Origin of the sequence: Micromonospora sp. DT48, assembly GCF_049844495.1 — a bacterium.
Lineage (GTDB): Bacteria > Actinomycetota > Actinomycetes > Mycobacteriales > Micromonosporaceae > Micromonospora.
This window is the reverse complement of sequence record NZ_JBNCLE010000004.1, coordinates 462,978-483,261: the sequence shown is the minus strand read 5'-3', so window position 1 is coordinate 483,261 and position 20,284 is coordinate 462,978. Positions and strand designations below refer to the sequence as shown.

The 20,284-nt window shown below is 72.1% G+C and carries 17 protein-coding genes; 9 read left to right on the top strand and 8 right to left on the bottom strand.

The window, feature by feature from the left end:
- Nucleotides 1-6: 6 nt before the first annotated feature.
- Both ACLQ2S_RS02970 and ACLQ2S_RS02965 read right to left on the bottom strand, forming a co-directional pair.
- The gene (locus tag ACLQ2S_RS02970) at nt 7-984 is read right to left on the bottom strand and encodes an ArsA-related P-loop ATPase (protein WP_425701044.1); all 978 of its coding nucleotides are present in this window, start codon (nt 982-984) and stop codon (nt 7-9) included.
- A 26-nt stretch (nt 985-1,010) separates the two neighbouring features.
- Nucleotides 1,011-1,568, bottom strand: coding sequence for a hypothetical protein (locus ACLQ2S_RS02965; RefSeq protein WP_425701043.1), 558 nt, complete (start codon nt 1,566-1,568; stop codon nt 1,011-1,013).
- A gap of 326 nt (nt 1,569-1,894) precedes the next feature.
- Between ACLQ2S_RS02965 and ACLQ2S_RS02960 the strand changes: the two genes are divergently transcribed.
- From ACLQ2S_RS02960 to ACLQ2S_RS02930, 7 genes are all read left to right on the top strand, one after another.
- On the top strand, nt 1,895-2,386 hold the full coding sequence (locus ACLQ2S_RS02960) for a hypothetical protein (protein ID WP_155214345.1): 492 nt from the start codon (nt 1,895-1,897) through the stop codon (nt 2,384-2,386).
- Between the two features lie 44 nt (nt 2,387-2,430).
- The gene (locus tag ACLQ2S_RS02955; RefSeq protein ID WP_013736319.1) at nt 2,431-2,586 is read left to right on the top strand and encodes a DUF4177 domain-containing protein; all 156 of its coding nucleotides are present in this window, start codon (nt 2,431-2,433) and stop codon (nt 2,584-2,586) included.
- Complete coding sequence (locus ACLQ2S_RS02950; protein WP_155214346.1) at nt 2,583-3,053, top strand: RidA family protein; 471 nt, start codon at nt 2,583-2,585, stop codon at nt 3,051-3,053. The genes ACLQ2S_RS02955 and ACLQ2S_RS02950 overlap by 4 nt, the downstream gene beginning before the upstream one ends.
- Before the next feature lie 132 nt (nt 3,054-3,185).
- Nucleotides 3,186-4,013: an MBL fold metallo-hydrolase gene (locus ACLQ2S_RS02945; protein WP_155214347.1), complete on the top strand. Its 828-nt coding sequence runs from the start codon at nt 3,186-3,188 to the stop codon at nt 4,011-4,013.
- Nucleotides 4,010-7,594, top strand: a complete 3,585-nt coding sequence (locus tag ACLQ2S_RS02940) for an adenylate/guanylate cyclase domain-containing protein (protein ID WP_425701042.1) — start codon at nt 4,010-4,012, stop codon at nt 7,592-7,594. Before ACLQ2S_RS02945 ends, ACLQ2S_RS02940 begins: the two co-directional genes overlap by 4 nt.
- A 232-nt stretch (nt 7,595-7,826) precedes the next feature.
- Nucleotides 7,827-8,366, top strand: a complete 540-nt coding sequence (locus ACLQ2S_RS02935; protein WP_425701041.1) for a hypothetical protein — start codon at nt 7,827-7,829, stop codon at nt 8,364-8,366.
- A 31-nt stretch (nt 8,367-8,397) separates the two neighbouring features.
- A complete protein-coding gene (locus ACLQ2S_RS02930; RefSeq protein ID WP_425701040.1) occupies nt 8,398-9,861 on the top strand; it encodes a serine/threonine-protein kinase in 1,464 nt (487 codons plus the stop codon).
- A gap of 93 nt (nt 9,862-9,954) precedes the next feature.
- Here the strand turns inward: ACLQ2S_RS02930 and ACLQ2S_RS02925 are convergent, their stop codons facing one another.
- Nucleotides 9,955-10,290, bottom strand: a complete 336-nt coding sequence (locus tag ACLQ2S_RS02925) for a hypothetical protein (RefSeq protein WP_155214350.1) — start codon at nt 10,288-10,290, stop codon at nt 9,955-9,957.
- A gap of 166 nt (nt 10,291-10,456) precedes the next feature.
- Between ACLQ2S_RS02925 and ACLQ2S_RS02920 the strand changes: the two genes are divergently transcribed.
- A complete protein-coding gene (locus ACLQ2S_RS02920) occupies nt 10,457-11,398 on the top strand; it encodes a transporter substrate-binding domain-containing protein (protein WP_155214351.1) in 942 nt (313 codons plus the stop codon).
- Entirely contained in the window at nt 11,395-12,522 is a 1,128-nt protein-coding gene (locus tag ACLQ2S_RS02915) for a hypothetical protein (RefSeq protein ID WP_155214352.1), read from the top strand. The genes ACLQ2S_RS02920 and ACLQ2S_RS02915 overlap by 4 nt, the downstream gene beginning before the upstream one ends.
- A 24-nt stretch (nt 12,523-12,546) precedes the next feature.
- Here the strand turns inward: ACLQ2S_RS02915 and ACLQ2S_RS02910 are convergent, their stop codons facing one another.
- The 5 genes from ACLQ2S_RS02910 to ACLQ2S_RS02890 are packed head-to-tail and all read right to left on the bottom strand — an operon-like array spanning nt 12,547 to nt 20,284.
- Nucleotides 12,547-13,710 (bottom strand): acyl-CoA dehydrogenase family protein, encoded by a 1,164-nt coding sequence (locus ACLQ2S_RS02910; protein ID WP_155214353.1) that lies wholly within the window; start codon nt 13,708-13,710, stop codon nt 12,547-12,549.
- A complete protein-coding gene (locus ACLQ2S_RS02905; protein WP_309222386.1) occupies nt 13,707-15,710 on the bottom strand; it encodes a biotin carboxylase N-terminal domain-containing protein in 2,004 nt (667 codons plus the stop codon). Before ACLQ2S_RS02905 ends, ACLQ2S_RS02910 begins: the two co-directional genes overlap by 4 nt.
- An 8-nt stretch (nt 15,711-15,718) precedes the next feature.
- On the bottom strand, nt 15,719-17,320 hold the full coding sequence (locus ACLQ2S_RS02900) for an acyl-CoA carboxylase subunit beta (RefSeq protein WP_309222387.1): 1,602 nt from the start codon (nt 17,318-17,320) through the stop codon (nt 15,719-15,721).
- Nucleotides 17,321-17,375: 55 nt separating this feature from the next.
- Nucleotides 17,376-18,575: an acyl-CoA dehydrogenase family protein gene (locus ACLQ2S_RS02895; RefSeq protein ID WP_425701039.1), complete on the bottom strand. Its 1,200-nt coding sequence runs from the start codon at nt 18,573-18,575 to the stop codon at nt 17,376-17,378.
- Nucleotides 18,572-20,284: an acyclic terpene utilization AtuA family protein gene (locus tag ACLQ2S_RS02890; RefSeq protein WP_425701038.1), complete on the bottom strand. Its 1,713-nt coding sequence runs from the start codon at nt 20,282-20,284 to the stop codon at nt 18,572-18,574. Before ACLQ2S_RS02890 ends, ACLQ2S_RS02895 begins: the two co-directional genes overlap by 4 nt.

Sequence of the window (20,284 nt, the reverse complement as noted above, 5' to 3'; positions counted from 1 at the left end):
TGTGAGTCAATCGCCCTGGACGAGCGCGGCGGCGAGCACGTCCAGCCCTGCCCGGTTCACCCCGTCGGGCAGCAGCGGCAGCTCGACCAGGGGCACGCCGAGGTCCACCAGATCCGTACGGAGCGAATCCTCCAGTTCCCGGCGGATCATCAGGTCGTGTGCCTCGTCGCGCAGACCGGTGACGATCGACTTCCTGACCGGCAGCCCCGCCGCCCGCAGGCCGCGCTCCAACTCCGCCTCGGTGACCAGCCGTCCTGTCGGCAACGGCGGTCGGGTGCCGTTGACGATCACCCGGCCCAGGTTGAAACCGAGCGAGGTCAGCTCGGCGATCGCGTCGACGGTCTCCTGCACCGGCATCTCTTCGAGCAGGGTCACCACGTGCACGGCCGTCATCGGTGAGCGCAGCAGCGCGGAGACTCCCTCGCTCTGCGTCTTGATCGGCCCAACCTTGGCCAGCCGGGCGGTCTCGGCGGTGACGTTCAGGAAGCGCCCGATCCGGCCGGTCGGTGGTGCGTCCAACACCACCGCGTCGTACACCCGCCGCCGGTCGACGGTGCGGGTGGTGGCTTCCTTGACCTTGCCGGTGAGCAGCACGTCGCGCAGACCCGGGGCGATCGTGGTGGCGAAGTCGATCGCTCCGAACTTGCGCAGCGCCCGCCCGGCCGCACCGAGCTTGTAGAACATGTCGAGGTACTCGAGCAGCGCCTCCTCGGCGTCCACCGCCAGCGCCGACACCTCGCCGCCGCCGGGAGCGTCGGCCAGGTGCCGTTCGGCGTACGGCAGCGGTTCGGTGCCGAAGAGCTGGGCGATGCCCTGTCGCCCCTCCACCTCCACCAGCAGGGTGCGTCGACCACCGGCGGCCAGGCCCAGGGCCAGGGCGGCGGCCACGCTGGTCTTGCCGGTGCCCCCCTTGCCGGTCACCACGTGCAGGCGGGCCGGCCAGTCGAGGACGGCCCGATCAGTCGGTCGCTGCGCTGCTCCCACCCATCGAGCCTATCCACCCGCAGTGGTCAGGCGACCTCGCAGACCCACCAGCCGGTCTTGCGGACCACCGTGAAGCGCAGGTTCTGGTCGGCGATCTTCTCGTCGGCGGTGGTGACGGTCACCGTGGTGGTGACGGTCGCCCGGTCGCCGGTCTCGTTGTCCACCTTCGGGGTGTCCCAACGGAACCGGGGACTCTGGTGGGTCGAGACGTACTTCTCGACCTCGGCCACCTTGGCCCGGATCTTGCCCTGGTCGCGGGCGGCGGTGCAGACCAGACTCGCCGCCTTGGCGGCGTCCCGGTCCTGGTAGACCGCGGTCAGGAACTCGTCGACCGCCACCGACGGATCGGCCGCGCCCTCGCCCGCCTCGGTGTCGCGCAGGGTGAAGAAGGCGGCCACGCCGCCTCCGGCGCAGAGCAGCAGCACCACGACCAGTGCGAGTGTGGCCAGCAGCGCCCCCCGCTTTCGGGGCGGTGCGGCCGGTGCCTGGTACGGCGGGACGCCGGGCCCGGTGGCCGGCGGGGCGGACTGGGTCGGCGGAAGGTCGGTGGGGCCGGTCGGGCCGCCGGCGGGTGGCTGGGTCATCGGTCCCCCCGGGTGCGGCGCAGCACCGCGTGCGGGCGGTGAGCGTGGGATCGGGTGGCCGGGCCGGGCGCCCGTCCAGACGGGAAGGGTAGCGGTCCGCGGTCGCGCTGCGGAGTGCCGGTAGCGCCCCGGACAAAGATCACGATCAACTTTCCGCTGGTCGGGTGTCGCAAATGTGACCGAACGCGATCAGGCGCGCGCGTCCTGTTGATGGGACCGACGAGCCGGTCCTACGGTCGCTCCGGCACGCCCCGGCGCGGGCCGGGCGGATGGGTCCCGGACCGGTGGGCGGCGCCGTGACCAGGTACGACGCCCGGAGGCAGCGCATGCGCGACACCGACAACACCCCCCGAGCCCAGTTTTCCACCGGGCTGCGGAGGGGCAGCCGGACACCCGGTGCGGACTCCGCCGGCCGGCTACCGCTGAATGAGCGCTCGTACCGGCGTCCGGTCGATCCGGTCACGAGTGTCGAGCCGGCCGGTGGGCGGGAGGAGGACGGCCCCGGCTACGTCATCCACCTGCCCATCCGGGTGACCGACCTGGCCGCCGCCACCGCGCTGGCCGGTCGGGTGGCCACCTCACTGAACTTCCTGCTCGAACTGGACGCCGGTGAGACCGAGGTGTCGACCGCCGACGACCAGAACAACCGTCACCGGGTCTTCTGCGACCTGCTGCTGCCGGACCGTACGCGTTGCCCCCAGCCCTACGACCATGCCGGTCCCTGTGGGGAGCTGCCCGCGCCCGAGCAACGCGGCGCCGTCGAACAACGGCCCGTCGCGGACCAGCGTCCCGCATCCCGGCCGGTCGGCGGACCGTAGGCTGTGCCCCGAAGTGTCCATGCCACCGAGGGAGCCCTCCACCGATGCAGAAGTGGGAATACGCCACCGTCCCGCTGCTGGTCCACGCGACCAAGCAGATCCTCGACAACTGGGGTGAGGACGGCTGGGAACTCGTCTCCGTCGTTCCGGGGCCGAACCCGGAGCAACTGGTCGCCTACCTGAAGCGCCCGAAGGCATGAGCGTCGTGGCCAACGGACCACACGCCAGGCTGGCGGAACTCGGGCTGGAGCTGCCGGAGGTGGTGCCGCCGGTGGCGAGCTACCTGCCGGCGGTGCAGTCCGGGCAGCACGTGTACGTCTCCGGGCAGCTGCCGATGGCCGACGGCAAGCTGCTGGCCACCGGCAAGGTCGGTGCCGGCGTCTCCGCCGACCAGGCCAAGCAGCTCGCCCAGCGGTGCGCGCTCAACGCGCTCGCCGCCATCGACTCGCTGGTCGGCCTGGAGAACGTCGTCAAGGTGGTGAAGCTGACCGGCTTCGTCGCCAGCGCACCCGGCTTCACCGGTCAGCCCGCGGTCATCAACGGCGCGTCGGACCTGTTCGGCACCGTCTTCGGCGAGGCGGGCCGACACGCCCGCTCGGCGGTCGGCGTCGCGGAACTGCCCCTGGACGCCCCGGTCGAGGTCGAGGTCATCGTCGAGGTCTCCTGACCGCGACGCCACCCGGGATCTTCCCGCGATCTTGCACTTTTTGGTCGGGACGAAAGCCCCTATCGAGGGCGAATCGGAGGCCAGAACTGCAAGATCGCGGGGGTGGGGTCGGGGAGTCGTACGATCGCAGCCATGGGAGGGCATGTGACGGGGGCGGTGAGCGCCCTCGCCAGCGAACTGCCGGAATGGGTGACGCTGCTGCGGGCACCCAATCCGGGGCCGATGACGCTGGACGGCACCAACACCTGGCTGCTGCGGGCCGCGCCCGGCGAGCCGGCCGTGGTGGTCGACCCAGGGCCGGCGGACGAGGCGCACCTCGCCGCGATCGTCGCGCAGGGACCGGTCGGGCTGGTGCTGATCACGCACGGGCACCCCGACCACACCGAGGGCTCGGCGCGCCTGCACGATCTGCTCGGTGGGGCACCCGTCCTCGCCGTCGACCCGGCGCACACGATCGGCGGTGCGCCGCTGACCGGGCCGGGGCAGGACCTGGATGGCTTCGGCCTGGACATCCGCCTGCTCTCCACTCCCGGGCACACCGCCGACTCGGTCTGCTTCCTCGCCGAGCGGAACGGTCGACGTGCGGTCCTCACCGGCGACACGATCCTCGGCCGGGGTACCACCGTCGTGGCGCACCCGGACGGGAACCTCGGCGACTACCTGACGAGCCTGGAACTGCTCTCGACGTACCGGGGAATCCCGGCGCTGCCCGGACACGGCCCGGCACTGGCCGACTGCGGTGCCGCCGCCGACTTCTACCTCGCCCACCGTCGGGCCCGCCTCGACCAGGTCCGGCAGGCGCTGGAGGCGGGCGCGCGGACCGCGGCCGAGGTGGTCGCGACGGTCTACGCCGACGTCGACCGGTCGCTGTGGTGGGCGGCGGAATGGTCGGTACGCGCGCAGCTCGAATACCTGGGCCGGGAATCCGGCGACGGCGACGCGAGGTTGGAACCAGCGTGACCTGCCCGGTGTGCGGAACTGTCGCGGTGCCCGGCGCCCGGTTCTGCCACAACTGCGGCGCCGCGCTGCCAGCCGCCGCGACCCTGCCCGCCGCCGAGCGTCGGGTGGTGACCGTCCTCTTCGGTGACCTGTCCGACTTCACCTCCTGGTCGGAGGATCTCGACCCGGAACGCGTCGGCGCGGTCACCGACCGCGTGCTGGCCGCGTTGGCCGGAGCGGTCAAGACCTTCGGCGGGCACGTCGACAAGCTGACCGGTGACGGGATCATGGCGGTCTTCGGCGCACCCGTGGCGCACGAGGACGACGCCGAGCGGGCGGTCCGCGCCGCGTTGTCCATGCAGCGAGCGGTCCGCCGGGTGCTCGACGACGAGCAGGGCGGCGGCGCGCCGCTGGGGTTGCGGGTCGGACTCAACACCGGTGACGTGATCGCCGGCATCCAGGCCGCCATCGAGTACACCGTCATCGGTGACACGGTGAACACCGCCGCCCGGCTGGCCGACGCCGCCGCCGTCGGCGCGGTCTACGCCGGTGGGCGTACCGCCATGGCGACCCGGCACGTCGCGAGCTGGCGGGCACTGCGACCGCTGCGGCTCAAGGGCAAGCGCGAGCCGGTCGAGGCGTACGAACTGCTCGGCCTGCTGGACGCGCCCGGCACCCGCTCCGGCCTGGGCGACGAGGCGCCGTTCGTGGGCCGGGAGACGGAGATCGGTCGGGTGGCCGGCCGGCTCGCCGAGGTGATCGACCGTAGCGAGCCCCGGGTGCTGCTGATGACGGCCGAGGCGGGCATCGGCAAGTCCCGGTTCGCGGCCGAGGTGGAACGGCTCGCCGCCGGTTACGACGTCGGTGCCGGTCGGTACGCCGCGCACACCGGTGCCCGGGTCCTGTCGGTGCGTTGCGCGGCCTTCGGTGAGCGTCGACGGTTGGCTCCCCTCGCCGACCTGGTGCGCGCCGCGACAGGGCTGCCGAACGACGCCGCGACCGCGGTCACCCGCGCGGCCGTGGAGGAGCGGCTGCGTCGGCTCGGGCAACGGCTCAGCCGCAGCCGGACGGAGCCGGCGCCGGTCGCCGTCGATCAACTCCTGGCCCTGCTCGGGTATGCCGAGCTACCCGCCAGTGGCTCCACGGAGGGTGAGTGGAGCACCACCGGGCCGCCGGCCGACGCCGACGCGGTGCCCAACGCGGTGGCCGACCTGCTCAGCGCGCTCGCCGAGGAGGCGCCGCTGGTGGTGATCGTGGACGATCTGCACGACGCCACCGCGGAGACCATCGGCGCGCTGGAGGTCACGCTGTCCCGGCTCAGCGGACCGGTGCTGGTGCTGCTGCTCGGTCGCCCCGAGCTGGTGCGTACCGCCGGTACGCTGGCCCGGGTCGCCGACGCCGAGGTGCAGCCGTTGCCGCCGCTGCGCGGTGCCGACGCGGCCAGGCTGTTGACCAGTTACCTCGGTGGTGGACGGTTGCCCCAGGCCGACACCGACCGGCTGCTCGCCACCGCCCAGGGCAACGCCTTCTACCTCGCGGAACTGGTCACCCTGCTGATGGAGCGTGGCGCGCTGACCGCCGGGGCGCGCAACAGTTGGCGGTTGGTGCCCGGTTCCCTCGGCAGCCGGTTGCTCTCCCGGGATCTCGCGGCGGTGCTCGCCGCCCGGATCGACGCGCTGCCCGTCGAGGCCCGTTCGGTGTTGCGGGACGCCGCGGTGGTCGGCGACACGGTGCCCGAGGGCGCGCTGGAGGCGCTGCGGGAGCAGCGCACCGGCCGGGACGGCCGCCCGGCCGCAGTCGCCGCCGTCGAGTTTGAACGGGCCGTGGAGGAGCTGCTGCAACGCCGGATGCTGCACCGCACCCGCAGCGGGTACGCCTTCGCCACTCCGCTGATGCGGGAGGCGGCGTACTCCGGAATCAGCAAGGCGGAGCTGGCGGAGCGGCACGCCGCGTTGGCCCGCTGGGCGGCCCCGGCGACCGAGGCGACCGCGACGGGCAGCACCGGAAGCGGCCCCGGCGGTTTCTCGGAGGCGGCCCGGGACGACTTCGTGGCCGAGCACGTCGAGCGGGCCACCGCGCTGGCCGATGCGATCACGCTCCGCCCGGACGCGCCGGCCCGGGCGGTCGCGCCGCTGGGTGTGGCGGCGCTCGGCCGGGCCACCCGTCGGGCGCTGCACGCGGGGGAGCCGGCGCTGGCCGTGGAGTACGCCGAACGCGCGGCGGAACTGGCCCGAGACGGGGTACCCGCGGTCGACCGGGTGGCACATGCCCGGGCACTGCTCCAGGTCGGTCGGGCCGCCGACGCCCTGGCCTCGGCCGAGAAGATCGCGGCCAACACGGGCGATCCGGCGACGCGGGCCAGCGCTCTGCTGCTCGCCGGTCAGGCCCAGCAGGCGATGGGTGACCTGCAACGCGCCGAGGCCAGCTGGCAGGAGGTGTTGCAGGTGGCCGGTGACGCCAACCTGCCCGCCCTGCGCGCGTCGGCGATGCGTCGACTGGGCATGACCGACTTCCTGGTCGGCCGGCTGGGCCAGGCCAGCAGCCGGCTCGCTGCCTCGTACCAGGTGAGCCTCGCCGTGGGTGATCGGCGGGGGCAGGCCTGGTCGTTGCAGAACCTCGCCTGGGTGACCACCACGCGGGGTGACTTCGCCGGTACGGACGCGGTGCTGGGCCGGGCCGCCCGGCTGTTCGCCGAGTTGAAGGACCCGTACGGCCGGGCGTGGTTGCGCGGCACCACCGCCTTCGCCCGGCTGCTGGCCGGTCGGTTGCGGGAGGCACGTCGGCTGGCCCGGGTCTTCCTGCCGTTCGGTGAACGGGTCGGTGAGGCGTGGGCGGTGGGCACGCTGCGGGCGGTCGACGCGTACGCCAACGCCGAGCTGGGCGAGCTGGCCGACGCCGACCGGGAGGCCCGGCGGGCGTACCGGGACTTCGCCGCCGCCTCGGACGACTGGGGCCAGGGCTTCGCGCTGGTGGTCCGGGGGGTGATCGCCCGAGGGCTGGGCGAGCCGGAGCACGCCGCCGACCTGCTCACCGATGCGCTCGCCTACGGCCACCGGACGGCTCACCCGCTGCTCACCGGGATGGCCGGCACGTTGCGCGGGTTCGTCGCGTTGGAGATGGGTGACGTGGCTGGTGCGGAGCGGGACGCGCGCGCGGTACTGACCACAGTGGAACCACACAATCCCCAAGCTCCGGCGCAGGTCGCACCCCGGGTGTTGCTGGCCACCGCCCGGTTGGCGGCGGGCGACTCCGGCACGGCGGTCGGCCTGCTCGCCCCGGTCGCCACGATGGCGGCCACCACTCCGTCGCTGCTCTTCTCCCGTCGGCAGTCGATGGCGCGCTACGCCTCTGCTCTGCTCGCCCACGGTCAGCGCGAGCAGGCGCTGGACTGGGCTCACCGGGCGGTGCGCGCGCCGGCCGAGGACGTCCGCAGCCAGGTGATCGCGGCGAGCGTACTGGCCGAGGCGTTGGCCGCGTGTGGACGGCCGGCGGAGGCGAAGGCCAGCGCCGAGGACGCGGTCCGGACGGCGTACGCCACCGAGCAGCGCAGCGAACGGGTCGCGGCGGAGGCATTGCTCACCCGCCTGCGTACCCCCGGCTGACCGCACCCGCCCGCCACCTCGACGCGCCCGACGACGCTGCCCGGGTGCGGCGCTCACGGCTCCGGCAGCCGCCGCTGATGCGCCGGAGTCGGTAACCGAATCGTCCAGCCTGATGGGCGACCGGTACGGATCTGGCGGTTCCGGGGATGTGGCCGGTCGGGACGGCCGCTAGCGTGACGGTTCACGCGATGCGTCGATGTCGGCGGTCGCGCCGTCGAGGGGGAGGGCCAAGATGAGACTGCCGCGTTCGGTCGCGGGGTGGACGATCGCGGTGTTCGGTGTGCTGGCGCTGCTGATGGGGGCAGTAGGCCTGCTCTGGCCGGAGGCGCTGCTGCGGATGCTGGGCTTCGAGATCCCGCAGACCCGCGCCCCTGGCGACTACACGGGCACCTTCGTGACGGCTTCCTCGATGGCGTCGTTCAACATGGGGGTCTACTACCTGCTCGCCACGGCCACCGAGTGGCGCGCCTTCTACCGCTTCACCGTGGTGTTCCGGCTGGTCACGTTCACCGTCTTCACCATCGCGGTGCTGGCCGACATCACGCCGGGGCGGTTCTTCGGGGTGGCGGCGTGGGAGGGGCTGGGGGCGTTGGCCACCGCCGCCGGTCTCTGGTGGGACGCGCGTCGGTCCGTGGGGTTGGGTACGGCTGGCGGCCGGGATGCCGCCGGCCCGGGCCAGAGCGGATCGATTCCTGACGAATCGGTGCCGAACGACGGTGGACGCGGTGCCGGAACATCGGGTTTGGGGTCGGCCACCGATGCGGTTCACTGAGCGGCCAGCACAGTTCGGTATTTTCGAGGTTGTGACCGACACCCCGCCCGGCGCTCTGCCGACGCCCATCGTGCCTGGTCTGACTGATTTGCAAGTGTTTGCCCGAGGTGGCTACGCCACCGTCTACCGGGCGACGCAGATCTCGGTGGGCCGCGAGGTCGCCGTCAAGGTGGAGAACCGGACCCTGGCCAGCGACCGGGACCAGGCCCGCTTCCTGCGGGAGGCACGTGCCGCCGGTCGGATGTCGTCCCACCCGCACGTGGTCGATCTGTTCGACGTCGGGGTCACCATCGACCAGCACCCCTACCTGATCATGGAACTCTGCGACGGCTCGTACGCCGAGCGGATGCGTAACTCACCGCTGGACGCCGTCGAGGCCCGCGACCTCGGTATCAAGATCGCGGACGCCATCGCCCACTCGCACGCCGCCGGTGTGCTGCATCGTGACGTCAAGCCGGCCAACATCCTCCACTCCCACTTCAACTCGGCGGTGCTGGCCGACTTCGGGCTCGCCGTGGTCGCCGAGATGCGGGACGCCACCGTCGCGCTGGAGGTGCTCACACCGGCGTACGCGCCGCCGGAGATGTTCAGCCACAGCCCACCGTCGCCGGCCGTCGACGTGTACGCGCTCTGCGCCACGCTCTACGCGGTGATGCACGGCAGGCCGCCGCGCTGGCAGAGTGAGCGCAACCCGAGCCTGGTCACCGTGCTGGAGATGTTCCACCAGCCGATTCCCGGCCTGCCCGGCATCCCGGAGAGCCTGGTCGACATTTTGCGGGCCGGCATGGCCAACGACCCCGGTGACCGGCCCTCCGCCGCGGAACTACGGGACATGCTGACGAACCTGACGCTGGACGGCTCGGGGGCGTCGAGCGCCGCTGCCGCACCGATCGGTGGCGCGTCCGCCAACTCCCGCGACACCGGCCGTCCGGCCGGGTCGGTCGGGGGTGGCACCGCCGAGCGCAGCCGTCGCCGCCGTTGGTTCCTGGGTGCCACCGGGGTGGTCGCCCTCGCCGCGTCGGCGGGTGTCGGCGCCTGGGCGGCCGGCGGTGTGCCGTCACCGCAGTCCAGCACCCCGGCTCGCCCGGCGGCTACCGGGCTGCTCCGTCCGGGCTGCGCCACCCACGCGGAGGCGCTGCCCGCCGGTGCCCAGTGTGCGACGGAGTTGGAGTGCTTCGGGCCGGTGCAGGTGCGTGGCCAACGGGCCGAGGCCGACCGGATGCCCTGCGACTCCCGGCACACCTGGGAGAGCTACGCCCAGGGGCAGCTGCCGACCGCGTTGGTCGATGCCGGCCACGACGAGGTCGTCGCGGATCCCCGGGTACGCCAGGTCTGCAACCAGAAGACGTTCCGGCTGGTCAGCGGGCTGAGTAAGACGTCCGGCTGGAATCTTGAGGTGCTGCCGCCGACCGACACCGACACCGACCGCACCTACCGCTGTCTGGCGGGACGGGGTCTGGACGGGTTGGCCGCGCCGACGTTGACCAGCGGCTGAACCACCCGGACGGTCGGCTGTGCCTGCCGGGGGCCGCGCGCGGGCCACCGCCGACGTCACCCGCATCCCGGAGCGGATCGACCCGGTGGAACCTCAGCGTTCCGGGTGGTCGCGTCGATGCCGGTCCCGCATCGCCCGGACCGCGTCCCGATCGCCGAGCATCTCCAGCGTGTCGGCGTCGATGCCGGACGGTTCGATTCCCGGCTCCAGGGGCGGTTGCCCCGGATCCGGTCGAGCGTCCGCCTCCTGTTGCCGGGCGGCGGTGGCAGCCACCCCGGCGACGGTGGCGAGCAGGACGCAGAGCAGTGCCCCCGCCACGCCCACCAGATCCTGCCGGCGCGCCACGATCAGCACCGCCAATAACCAGAACGCCGCCAGGGCCGCGACCACTGCCACGGTCCGTGCGTCGGATCCTGGGAACCGTCTCATCCGTCCAGAATGTCGGAGATTGCCGATCTGTCAACACCGGTCGGGTTTGGTGCTGCGTAACTCCTGACTAACAACAGCTTGTCGGATGGTAGGCGGTGCGGCGGCACCTCGACAGTCGGCACTACGCTCAGTGGAACCTGACAACTCGAAACGTAGCGAGGTGGCGATGAGTGCAAGCCTCTCCAGCTCCCGATGGCGTTCGATGGCCACCACGGCAGCGGTCGCCCTGACCCTGCTGCTGGGCGCGGCTGCCGGCTGCGACAGCCGGCAGGAGCCGGATCTGCCGTCCGTGCAGGAGAAGCTCCGCGAGTCGCACATCTGGGGCCAGTCGGTTCTGCGGATCGGAGTGGCCGATGACGAGCCGTTGATGGGTGAGGTGCGCAACGGTGTCCGATTCGGGTTCGACGTCGAGATCGCCCGTTACATCGCCGCCTCGCTCGGCTACGAGGGGGAGCACCGCGTCGAGTTCGTCACCGTGTCCACCGAGGATCGGATCCCCGCCCTCCAGGGCGGCGTCGTCGACCTCGTCGTCTCCAGCTTCTCCATCACCGAGGAGCGCAAGAAGCAGGTCAACTTCGCCGGGCCGTACTTCGTCACCACTCAGGAGGTGCTGGTGCCGAACCGGCACCGGGGGGCGATCCGCACCATCGAGGACCTACGGAACCCGGAATACAAGATCTGCACCAGCGGTGGCTCCACCACCGAGGCGGAGCTGGAGAAGCACAAGGTCCCGACGCTGGTGGTGAAGGACGTCTGGGACTGCGTCGAGGGCATCCGAGCCGGCAAGTACGACGCGGTCAGCTCGGACGAGACGATCCTCGCCGGCTTCGTCGCCCGCTATCCGAAAGAGTTCGAGATCGTCGACATGCCCTTCGGCACCAGCGAACTGCTCGGGGTAGGCGTGCCGATCGGTGATCCCGCGCTGTGTGAATTGGTGGCGTACTTCCTCGACAAGAGTTACCAGCAGGGGCGCAACGGAGAAGCCAGCCCGTGGCAGACCGCGTACAACCAGACGCTGGGGCCCTGGCTGCGCTCCGAGAAGCGGCAACCGCAGCCGCTGGAAGTGCCGAAACTCGTCGACTTCGACGACAAGGCACCACGGCGATGAGCACGGCACCCGCCACCTCCGGCGACCCCGACGCCGATCGCCCCGCGGCGCGGCTACCACGCCCCGCCGTGCCGCTGGCTGACGCGCCGCAGCCGGTGTCGGCTACCGGTTCGAAGGCACCCGCCACCACCTCGGCCGGAACCGACGTCGGCCTGGATCCGGCCGAGCGTCGGGCCCGAGCCAGCCAGTCGTTCTGGACGGCCGTGGTCGGCGTACCGGCGATCTTCTCGGTGCTGCGGCTCGGCATCGAGGCCGGCGGCGAACTACAGACCACGTTGCTGCTGGTCGCCAATGTGGGGCCGGTCAACCTGCTCGCCGGCTTCCTCACCACGGCAGCCCGACTGCTCTCCACAGTGCTCGTCGCGGTGTTCGCCCTCGGCGGGGTGCTCGCGGCCAGTGGACGCCAGCTGGGCCGGCAACCGCTCTTCGCCCGGTGGGCCGAGATCATGCCGAGTTGGTTCGTCGCGGCGAGCTTCCTGATGGCCCTGGTGACCTGGCCGCTGCTGTATCTTCCGCTGCTGCTGCCCGCGATGGCGGCGGCCTTCCAACTCCGCCCGGAACGCCTGCACGAGCACCCGGTCGTCCGTGCCCTGATCGTCGTCGTGGTGTACGCCGGCTATCTCTGGTTGCTCGCGCCGACGCTGGGCGAAGCCTGGCAGCAGGGCGAGATGCTGCCGATCGCGCTACTGGCCGTACCACCGACGCTGGCACTCTTCGTCGCCGGGCCGCTGCCCAGGATGGTCGTCCGGGCGCTCGCCCCGATGACCCAGCTCGCCGTGTTGATGATGCTGGTCTGGGCGGCGCTGCCGGTGATCAGCACGCCGGTGCTGCCGCTGACGGTGACCACCGTGGGCGAGCCGGACGCGACCTCGGCCGTTGCCACCGAGGAGATCCGGGGTCACGTGGTTACCACCGACGACGTCAACATGGTGATCCTTCAGGAGCGCGGCGGGGTGCGCTACGTTCCGGTCGACCAGGTACGCGGGCAGGTGCTCTGCCCCTCGGAGGAGGAACTGCCCCGCTACCAGCTACGCATCCACGACTTCCACGTCGAGGATTCGCTGCTGGAAGGGCTGGGCCGACGCGTACGGCCCGTGCACCGGGTGGACGCCGCCTGCCGCTGAGACGCCCACCCGGGCTACGTCACCTCAGTACGACTTGTCCTGGCCGAGGACGTGTTGGGCGACGAAGTTCAGGATCATCTCCCGGCTGACCGGGGCGATGCGGCCCGCCCGTACCGCCCCCAGCAGGGTGGCCACGCCGTACTCAGTGGTCATGCCGGCACCGCCGAGCGCCTGCACGGCCGTGTCGACCGCGAGCGCGGCGGCCTCGCCAGCCGCGTACTTGGCCATGTTGGCCGAGACGGCCGCCTCCAGGTCGCGGTCGGCGTCGTAGAGCGTCGCCGCCTTCTGGATCATCAGACGGGCCAACTCCACCTGCACGGCGGCATGGGCCAACGGATGCGACACGCCCTGGTGGGAGCCGATCGACCGCTCGCCCCAGACCTTCCGCGAAGCCGTGTACTCCGCCGCCCGCTCGATCGCGTACCGGCCGGTGCCGGCACCCATGGCGGCGACGGTGATCCGTTCCGGGTTGAGCCCGGAGAAGAGCGCCGGCAGACCGGCGTCCAACGACTCGCCGACCAACGCGTCGGCAGGTAGCCGTACGTCGTCCAGAAAGAGCAGGAACTGGTTCTCCGGGGAGACGATCTCCATGTCCAGCTTGGACCGGGTCAGCCCGGCGACGTCGGTCGGCACGATGAACAGCGCAGGCTTGAGCTTCCCCGTCGAGGAGTCCTCGGTACGGGCCACCACGAGCACGTGCCCGGCCTCGTCGACACCGGAGATGTAGCACTTGCGACCGGACAACACCCAGTCCTCGCCGTCGCGGCGGGCCACCGTGGCGAGCCGGTGGAAGTTCGAGCCGGCGTCCGGCTCGGTGATCGCGAAGACGATCTTCTGGGAGCCGTCGGCGAGGCCCGGCAGGTGCCGTTTGCGCTGCTCCTCGGTGCCGTGCCGGTTGATGACGGTGGCGGCGATAGCGGGGGAGACCACCAGCAGCAGCAGCGGACAACCGGCGGCGGCAAGTTCCTCGCAGACGATGGCCAGGTCGGTGATGCCGCCGCCGCCACCGCCGTACTCGGTGGGGATGTTGACGCCCAGGTAGCCGAGTTGACCGGCCTCCTGCCACAGCTCGGTGGTGTGCTCACCGGCCTTGGCCTTCGCCACGAAGTACCGGTGGCCGTACCGCTTGCCCAGCGCGCGCACGGCGTCGCGGAGCTGCTCCTGCTCGGGGGTGAGGTCGAAGTTCATGACGGCGACTCCTCATCGGGGGTGACCACGGCCAGCACCGTGCCCGTGTCGACCTGCCCACCGGCGGCCACCGGCAGCTCGGTGACCAAACCATCGGTGGGGGCGAGCACGGGGTGTTCCAGCTTCATCGCTTCCAGGGTCAGCAGCAGGTCACCGGCGGCGACCCGCTGACCGACCTCGACATGCACCCGGGCCACCGCGCCGGGCAGCGGCGCGAGCAGCGACCCGGCGGCCAGCTCCGTGCTGGGCAGCGGGAAACGAGGCAGCTCGACCAGGCTCGTCGCCCCGTCCGGGCCGTCCACGAACACGTCCGACCCCACCCGGTGTACGCGGTACGCCCGCCGTACCCCGGCCACGTCGAGCACGACCCGCTCCGGTCGGGCCTCGACGAGCGTGACGGCCGGTGTCGTGCTCGCGGAGGCTCCGTCGGCGGCGGGCGACACCGACCACTCGGCGAGGGCACCCGAGCGATCCAGTCGGTAGCGGATCTCGATCTCGTCGCCGTTCGTTGCGGTGAACCGGGTGACCTGCGGGAAGGCGGGCACGTTACGCCAGCCCGAGGGCAGAGTGCCCAGCACCTGAGCCGCAACTCGGCGAGCGGCGGCCGACGCCAGCGCGGCGGCCAGCGCGGTCACCGGAATCTCGGTGTCGGGCAGGACCGGCTCGAAGACCTCGGCGTGCCGCTCCAGGAAGCCGGTGTCGATGTCGACCGCAGCGAATTCCGGGCTGCGCAGGACCCTGACCAGCAGGTCCCGGTTGGTGGCCACGCCGTGCAGTTCGGCACGGGCCAGCGCCCCGGCCAACGCGCGGGCCGCCTCCGCGCGGGTGGGTGCCCAGGCGATCACCTTGGCGAGCATCGAGTCGTAGTGGACGCTGACCGTCGAGCCGTCGACGACGCCGGAGTCCAGCCGCAGACCGGGCGCGGCCAGCGGGCCGAACTCGGCGGCCACGCCCGGCACGGTGAACCGGTGCAGGGTGCCGGTGGCGGGCCGGTTGCCCTGCGCGGGATCCTCGGCGCAGAGGCGTACCTCGATCGCGTGGCCGGTGGACGGCGGTGTCGCGGCCAACGGCAGCGCCGCGCCCTCGGCAACCAGCAGTTGCAGCCGGACCAGATCCAGCCCGGTGGTCAGCTCCGTGACCGGGTGCTCCACCTGGAGACGGGTGTTCATCTCCAGGAAGTGGATCTCCCCGTCCGGCGCGAGCAGGAACTCGACCGTGCCGGCCCCCACGTAGTCGACCGCCCGCCCAGCGGCCACCGCCGCCTCGTGCAGCCGCTCCCGCACGTCGTCGGGCAGGACACCGGGTGCCTCCTCGACGATTTTCTGATGCCGACGCTGAATCGAGCAGTCGCGCACACCCAACGCGAGCACCGTGCCGTACCGGTCGCCGAAGATCTGCACCTCGACGTGGCGGCCGTGTTCGACGTACCGCTCGACGAAGACCGTGCCGTCGCCGAACGCCGACATCGCCTCGCGGCGCGCACCGGCGACGGCCTCGGCGAGCGCCCCGGCGTCACGGACCACCCGCATGCCCCGCCCACCGCCACCGGCGGCCGCCTTCACCAGCACCGGGAAGCCGGTGACCTGGTCGGGGTCGGTCCAACTGGGCAGCATCGGTACGCCGGCCTCGGCGAGCAGCGCCTTCGCGGCCAGCTTGTCGCCCATGGCGGCGATCGCCTTGGCCGGTGGGCCGACCCAGGTCAACCCGGCGTCGGTCACCGCCGTGGCGAAACCGGCGTGCTCGGCGAGGAATCCGTAGCCGGGATGGACCGCGTCGGCACCGCACCGGCGGGCCGCGTCCAGGATCAGGTCGGCCCGGAGGTACGTCTCGGCAGGTGTGTTGCCGGGCAACCGGACCGCCTGGTCGGCCTCGGCGACGAAGGGCGCGTCGGCGTCCGCGTCGGAGTACACGGCGACCGTCTCGATCCCGAGAGTCCGGCAGGTGGCGTAGACCCGGCGGGCGATCTCGCCCCGGTTCGCCACGAGAAGTTTCGAAATCACGCCAGCTCCTACATTCGGAAGACGCCGAAGCGGTCGGCGCCCGCCACCGGTCCGCTGTGGATGGCCGAGAGACAGAGGCCGAGGACGGTACGGGTGTCCCGGGGGTCGATCACCCCGTCGTCGTAGAGTCGGCCGGAGAGGAAGAGCGCACCGGACTGGGACTCGATCTGCTGCTCGACCATCATCCGCATCGCCGCGTCGGAGTCCTCGTCGAACTCGCGACCGCGTGCTGCGGCGGCCTGCCGGGCCACGATGGACAGCACCCCGGCCAGCTGCGCCGGCCCCATCACCGCCGACTTCGCATTCGGCCAGGTGAACAGGAACCTCGGCTCGTACGCCCGGCCGCACATGCCGTAGTTGCCCGCGCCGTAGGACGCGCCCAGGTTCACCGTCAGGTGCGGCACGGTCGAGTTCGACACCGCGTTGATCATGAGCGCGCCGTGCTTGATGATGCCGCGCTGCTCGTACTCCGTGCCGACCATGTAGCCGGTGGTGTTCTGGAGGAAGATCAGCGGAGTGTCGGTGGCGTTCGCCAACTGGATGAACTGCGCCGCCTTCTGCGCCTCCTCGCTGAACAGCACCCCCCGGGCGTTGGCCAGCACGCCGACCGGGTAGCCGTGCAACTCGCCCCAGCCGGTCACCAACGCGGTGCCGTAGGTCGGCTTGAACTCGTCGAACTCGCTGCCGTCGAGCACCCGGGCGAGCACCTCGCGCGGATCGAAGGGCACCTTGAGGTCGGAACTGACGATGCCGAGCAACTCCTCCGGGTCGTACTTCGGTGGCTGCGGCATCGGGTTGCGCGGTGCCGGCCCCTGCTTGCGCCAGTTGAGTCGGCGTACGCACTGCCGCGCCAGCCGGATGCCGTCGCGCTCGTCGGTGGCGAGGAAGTCGGCCAGGCCGGAGGTGGTGGCGTGCATGGCGGCACCGCCCAGCGACTCGTCGTCGGCGTCCTCGCCGGTGGCCATCTTCACCAGCGGTGGCCCGGCCAGGTAGACCTGCGAGCGGTCCCGGATCATGATCGTGTAGTCGGACATCCCGGGCACGTACGCGCCACCGGCGGTGGCATTGCCGAAGACCACGCTGACCGTGGGGATCCGTTCCGCCGAGAGCCGGGTCAGGTCGCGGAACACCCGACCGCCCGGAATGAAGATCTCCGCCTGGGTGGGCAGGTCCGCGCCGGCCGACTCGACCAGGTTCACCATCGGCAGCCGGTTGGCCAGGGCGATCTCGCCCGCCCGCCGGGTCTTCGCCAGCGACCACGGGTTCACCGCGCCGCCGCGTACCGTCGGATCGTTGGCGACGATCAGGCACTCCACGCCCTCGACCACGCCGATCCCGGTCACCACGCTGGCCCCGACCGGGAAATCCGTGCCGAACGCGGCGACCGGTGACAGTTCGAGGAACGGGCTGTCCTGGTCGAGCAGCAGTTCGATGCGCTCCCGGGGGAGTAGCTTGCCGCGCCGGTGGTGCCGGGCCACGTACTTCTCGCCACCACCGCCACGGGCGGTGTCGAGCGCGGCGTCCAGCTCGGCGAGGCGTTCCAGCAGTGCGTCCCGGTTGGCGCGGAAAGCCGGCGAGGACGGGTCGATCCCCGTCTGGAGTGTGCTCACAGCGTGCCTTTCGTTCGTGACCGTAGGGCTCGCGAACCCGGCCCACGCTCCGCCCTCACAGGCCCATGCCCTTCGCGACGATCTCGTTCATGATTTCGGTGGTGCCGCCGCCGATGCCGAGGATCCGGGCGTCGCGGTAGTGCCGCTCCACCTCCGCGTCGCGCAGGTAGCCGAAGCCGCCGTGCAGTTGCAGGGCCTGGTCGACGACCCAGTCGGCGGCCGATACCGCCACGTTCTTCGCCATCGCCACCTCGGTCACCACCGGTTCACCCGCGGCCACCCGGGCGGCCACCTGGTGCACGTACGCGCGAGCGGCCTCGGCCCGGGTGTGCATCTCGGCCAGCCGGTGCCGGACCAGCTGTCGGCTCGCCAACGGTCGGCCGAAGGTGGACCGGTCACGACACCAGGCGGTGGCCAGCTCGACACAGCGCTGCGCGATGGCGTACGCCTGGGTGGCCAGGGAGAGTCGCTCGGCGGCGAACTGCTGCATGATCGCCAGGAAGCCGGTCTCCTCCTCGCCGATCCGGTTCCGCACCGGCACGCGTACGTCGACGAAGGAGAGTTCGGCGGTGTCCGAGCAGTGCCAGCCGAGCTTCTCCAGCCGACGCCCGACCGTGAAGCCGGGCGTACCCCGGTCGATCACCAGCAGGGTCAGCGCCCCGCTGCCCGGCACGCCGGTGCAGACCGCGGTGGTCACGAAGTCGGCCCGGACCCCGCTGGTGATGTAGGTCTTCGCGCCGTTTACCACGTAGTGGTCGCCGTCGAGTCGGGCGTGGGTGCGGATGCCCGCCACGTCCGATCCGGTGTCCGGTTCGGTGATGGCCAGCGCGCCGATCATCGAACCGGCAAGCGTCGGCCGGACGTAGCGGTCGATCAGGTCGTGGTCCCTGATCGCCTCCACCGGTTCGGCGGCTGGCCCGGGGAGCCGGCCGCCCCCGCGGGCACCGGCAGCGGCGACCATGTGCGGCAGCGCGATGCCGTGGGTGAACAGGGCGGCCACCAGCCCCGACGAGCCACCCGAGCGGATGATCTCCTCGGTGACGATGATCGAGTCGAGCAGATCGCCGCCGCTGCCGCCGACCACCTCGGGAAAACCGATGCCGAGCAGCCCGATCCGGGCGGCGGTCGCGTGCAGCTCGCGAGGTATCTCGCCAACCCGTTCCCAGTCGGCCAGGTGCGGCAGCACCTCCCGGGTGACGAAGGCGCGGGTCAGCTCCCGCAGCTGTCGCCGTTCGGGGGTGTCGACGATCGTCACGGCCGCACCTCCCGGATGGCCGTCGCCGGTTCGTCGCGCGCCACCAGCTCGGTCGGCAGGTCGACGACCCGGGAGCGGAGCAGCTCGCCGAGGGCCTTGGCCTGCGGGTCGAACCGGGTGGAGGCGGCCACCCCGTCCCCGAGCAGTCCACGGATCACGAAGTTGACGGCCCGCAGGTTCGGCAGTTCGTGGCGTTCGACGGTCAACGGCGCGGTCTCCGGCAGCAGCTCCGCCAGCCGCGCCACGGTGAGCCAGCCACGCAACCAGGTCCAGGTGGCGTCGGTACGCGCCCAGACCCCCAGGTTCGCGTCACCGCCCTTGTCACCCGACCGGGCACCCACCACCTCGCCCAGCGGCCCCCGCCGGGTCGGACCCACCGTCGCCGGGACGGTCTCCTCGGGCGTCGGCTCGGCGGTCACGGTCGCGGTGACCGGCGGTGGGGCGATCGGCAGGCGGGTGCCGTCCGGCAGTACGGCGACGTGGTCGACCGCCTCCTGGGCCACGGTGTCGGCGGTGAACACGCCGTACGGGGTGGCGTCACCGGGCAGGGTGGTCAGGGTGCAGCCCGGGTAGGAGGCCAGGGCCAGCTCGACCGCCGCCGCCGAGAACGCCCGCCCCGCCCGCGCCCGGTCACCGTCCCGCAGGTGTACGTGCAGCAGGGCGCTGGCCGTCTCGGTGTCGGACGAGTCCGGGTGGTCGGTGCGGGCCAGCGTGAACTCCAGCCCCTCCCGACCGACCGCCTCCGTCAGCTGGGCCTGGACCAGCGCCGCCTTGGCCGGGATGTCCAGCCCACAAAGCACGAACGTCATCGAGTTGCGGAAGCCGCCGAGGTTGTTGACGCCGACCTTGAGGGTGTCCGGTGGCGGGGTTCCCCGCACGCCATGGACGAGCACTCGATCCGGGCCCTGCTGGCTCAGCCGTACCGAGTCCAGCCGGGTCACCACGTCGGGGCCCAGGTAGGCCGGCCCCGCCACCTCGTACAACAACTGGGCGGTGACCGTCTCGACGGTGACCGCGCCGCCGGTGCCGGGATGTTTCGTGATCACCGCCGAGCCGTCGGCGCGCAGCTCGGCCACCGGGAATCCCGGCCGCCGCCCGCCGTCGGGCAGCTCGCGGAAGAAGCTGAAGTTGCCCCCGGTCACCTGCGCCCCGCACTCGACGAGGTGCCCGGCGACGGTGGCCCCGGCCAGCGCGTCGAGGTCGCCGCGCCCCCAGCCGAAGCGGGCGATGGCCGGGCCCACGACCAGCGAGGCGTCGGTGACCCGCCCGGTCACCACCACGTCCGCCCCGGCGTCGAGGCAGGCGGCGATGCCGAACGCCCCCAGATACGCGTTCGCGGTCAGCGCGTCCGGCCGGGCCAGGGCGTCACCCTCGACGTACCCGACCTGGACGCGGAGCCCGAGCCGGTCGGCGAGGGCACGGATCGCGGCGGCCAGTCCGGCCGGATTGAGGCCACCGGCGTTGGTGACCAGGGCGACCCGGTGGTCGAGCGCGGTGCCGAGGCAGCCCTCCAGCTGCCGCAGGAACGTCTTCGCGTAGCCCAGGTCGGGGTCACGCATCCGGTCCCGACCCAGGATGAGCATGGTCAACTCGGCCAGGTAGTCGCCGGTCAACACGTCCAGCTCGCCGCCGTCGAGCATCTCCTGCCAGGCGGAGAACCGGTCGCCGTAGAAGCCGGAGGCGTTGCCGATCCGCAGTACGTCGTCCAT

What these genes read in the sequence shown, in the direction of transcription:
- ACLQ2S_RS02965 (WP_425701043.1), bottom strand. Translation starts at nt 1,568, where the DNA reads ATGACCCAGCCACCCGCCGGCGGCCCGACCGGCCCCACCGACCTTCCG.
- ACLQ2S_RS02960 (WP_155214345.1), top strand. Translation starts at nt 1,895, where the DNA reads ATGCGCGACACCGACAACACCCCCCGAGCCCAGTTTTCCACCGGGCTG.
- ACLQ2S_RS02955 (WP_013736319.1), top strand. Translation starts at nt 2,431, where the DNA reads ATGCAGAAGTGGGAATACGCCACCGTCCCGCTGCTGGTCCACGCGACC.
- ACLQ2S_RS02950 (WP_155214346.1), top strand. Translation starts at nt 2,583, where the DNA reads ATGAGCGTCGTGGCCAACGGACCACACGCCAGGCTGGCGGAACTCGGG.
- ACLQ2S_RS02945 (WP_155214347.1), top strand. Translation starts at nt 3,186, where the DNA reads ATGGGAGGGCATGTGACGGGGGCGGTGAGCGCCCTCGCCAGCGAACTG.
- ACLQ2S_RS02935 (WP_425701041.1), top strand. Translation starts at nt 7,827, where the DNA reads ATGAGACTGCCGCGTTCGGTCGCGGGGTGGACGATCGCGGTGTTCGGT.
- ACLQ2S_RS02925 (WP_155214350.1), bottom strand. Translation starts at nt 10,290, where the DNA reads ATGAGACGGTTCCCAGGATCCGACGCACGGACCGTGGCAGTGGTCGCG.
- ACLQ2S_RS02920 (WP_155214351.1), top strand. Translation starts at nt 10,457, where the DNA reads ATGAGTGCAAGCCTCTCCAGCTCCCGATGGCGTTCGATGGCCACCACG.
- ACLQ2S_RS02915 (WP_155214352.1), top strand. Translation starts at nt 11,395, where the DNA reads ATGAGCACGGCACCCGCCACCTCCGGCGACCCCGACGCCGATCGCCCC.
- ACLQ2S_RS02910 (WP_155214353.1), bottom strand. Translation starts at nt 13,710, where the DNA reads ATGAACTTCGACCTCACCCCCGAGCAGGAGCAGCTCCGCGACGCCGTG.
- ACLQ2S_RS02890 (WP_425701038.1), bottom strand. Translation starts at nt 20,284, where the DNA reads ATGGACGACGTACTGCGGATCGGCAACGCCTCCGGCTTCTACGGCGAC.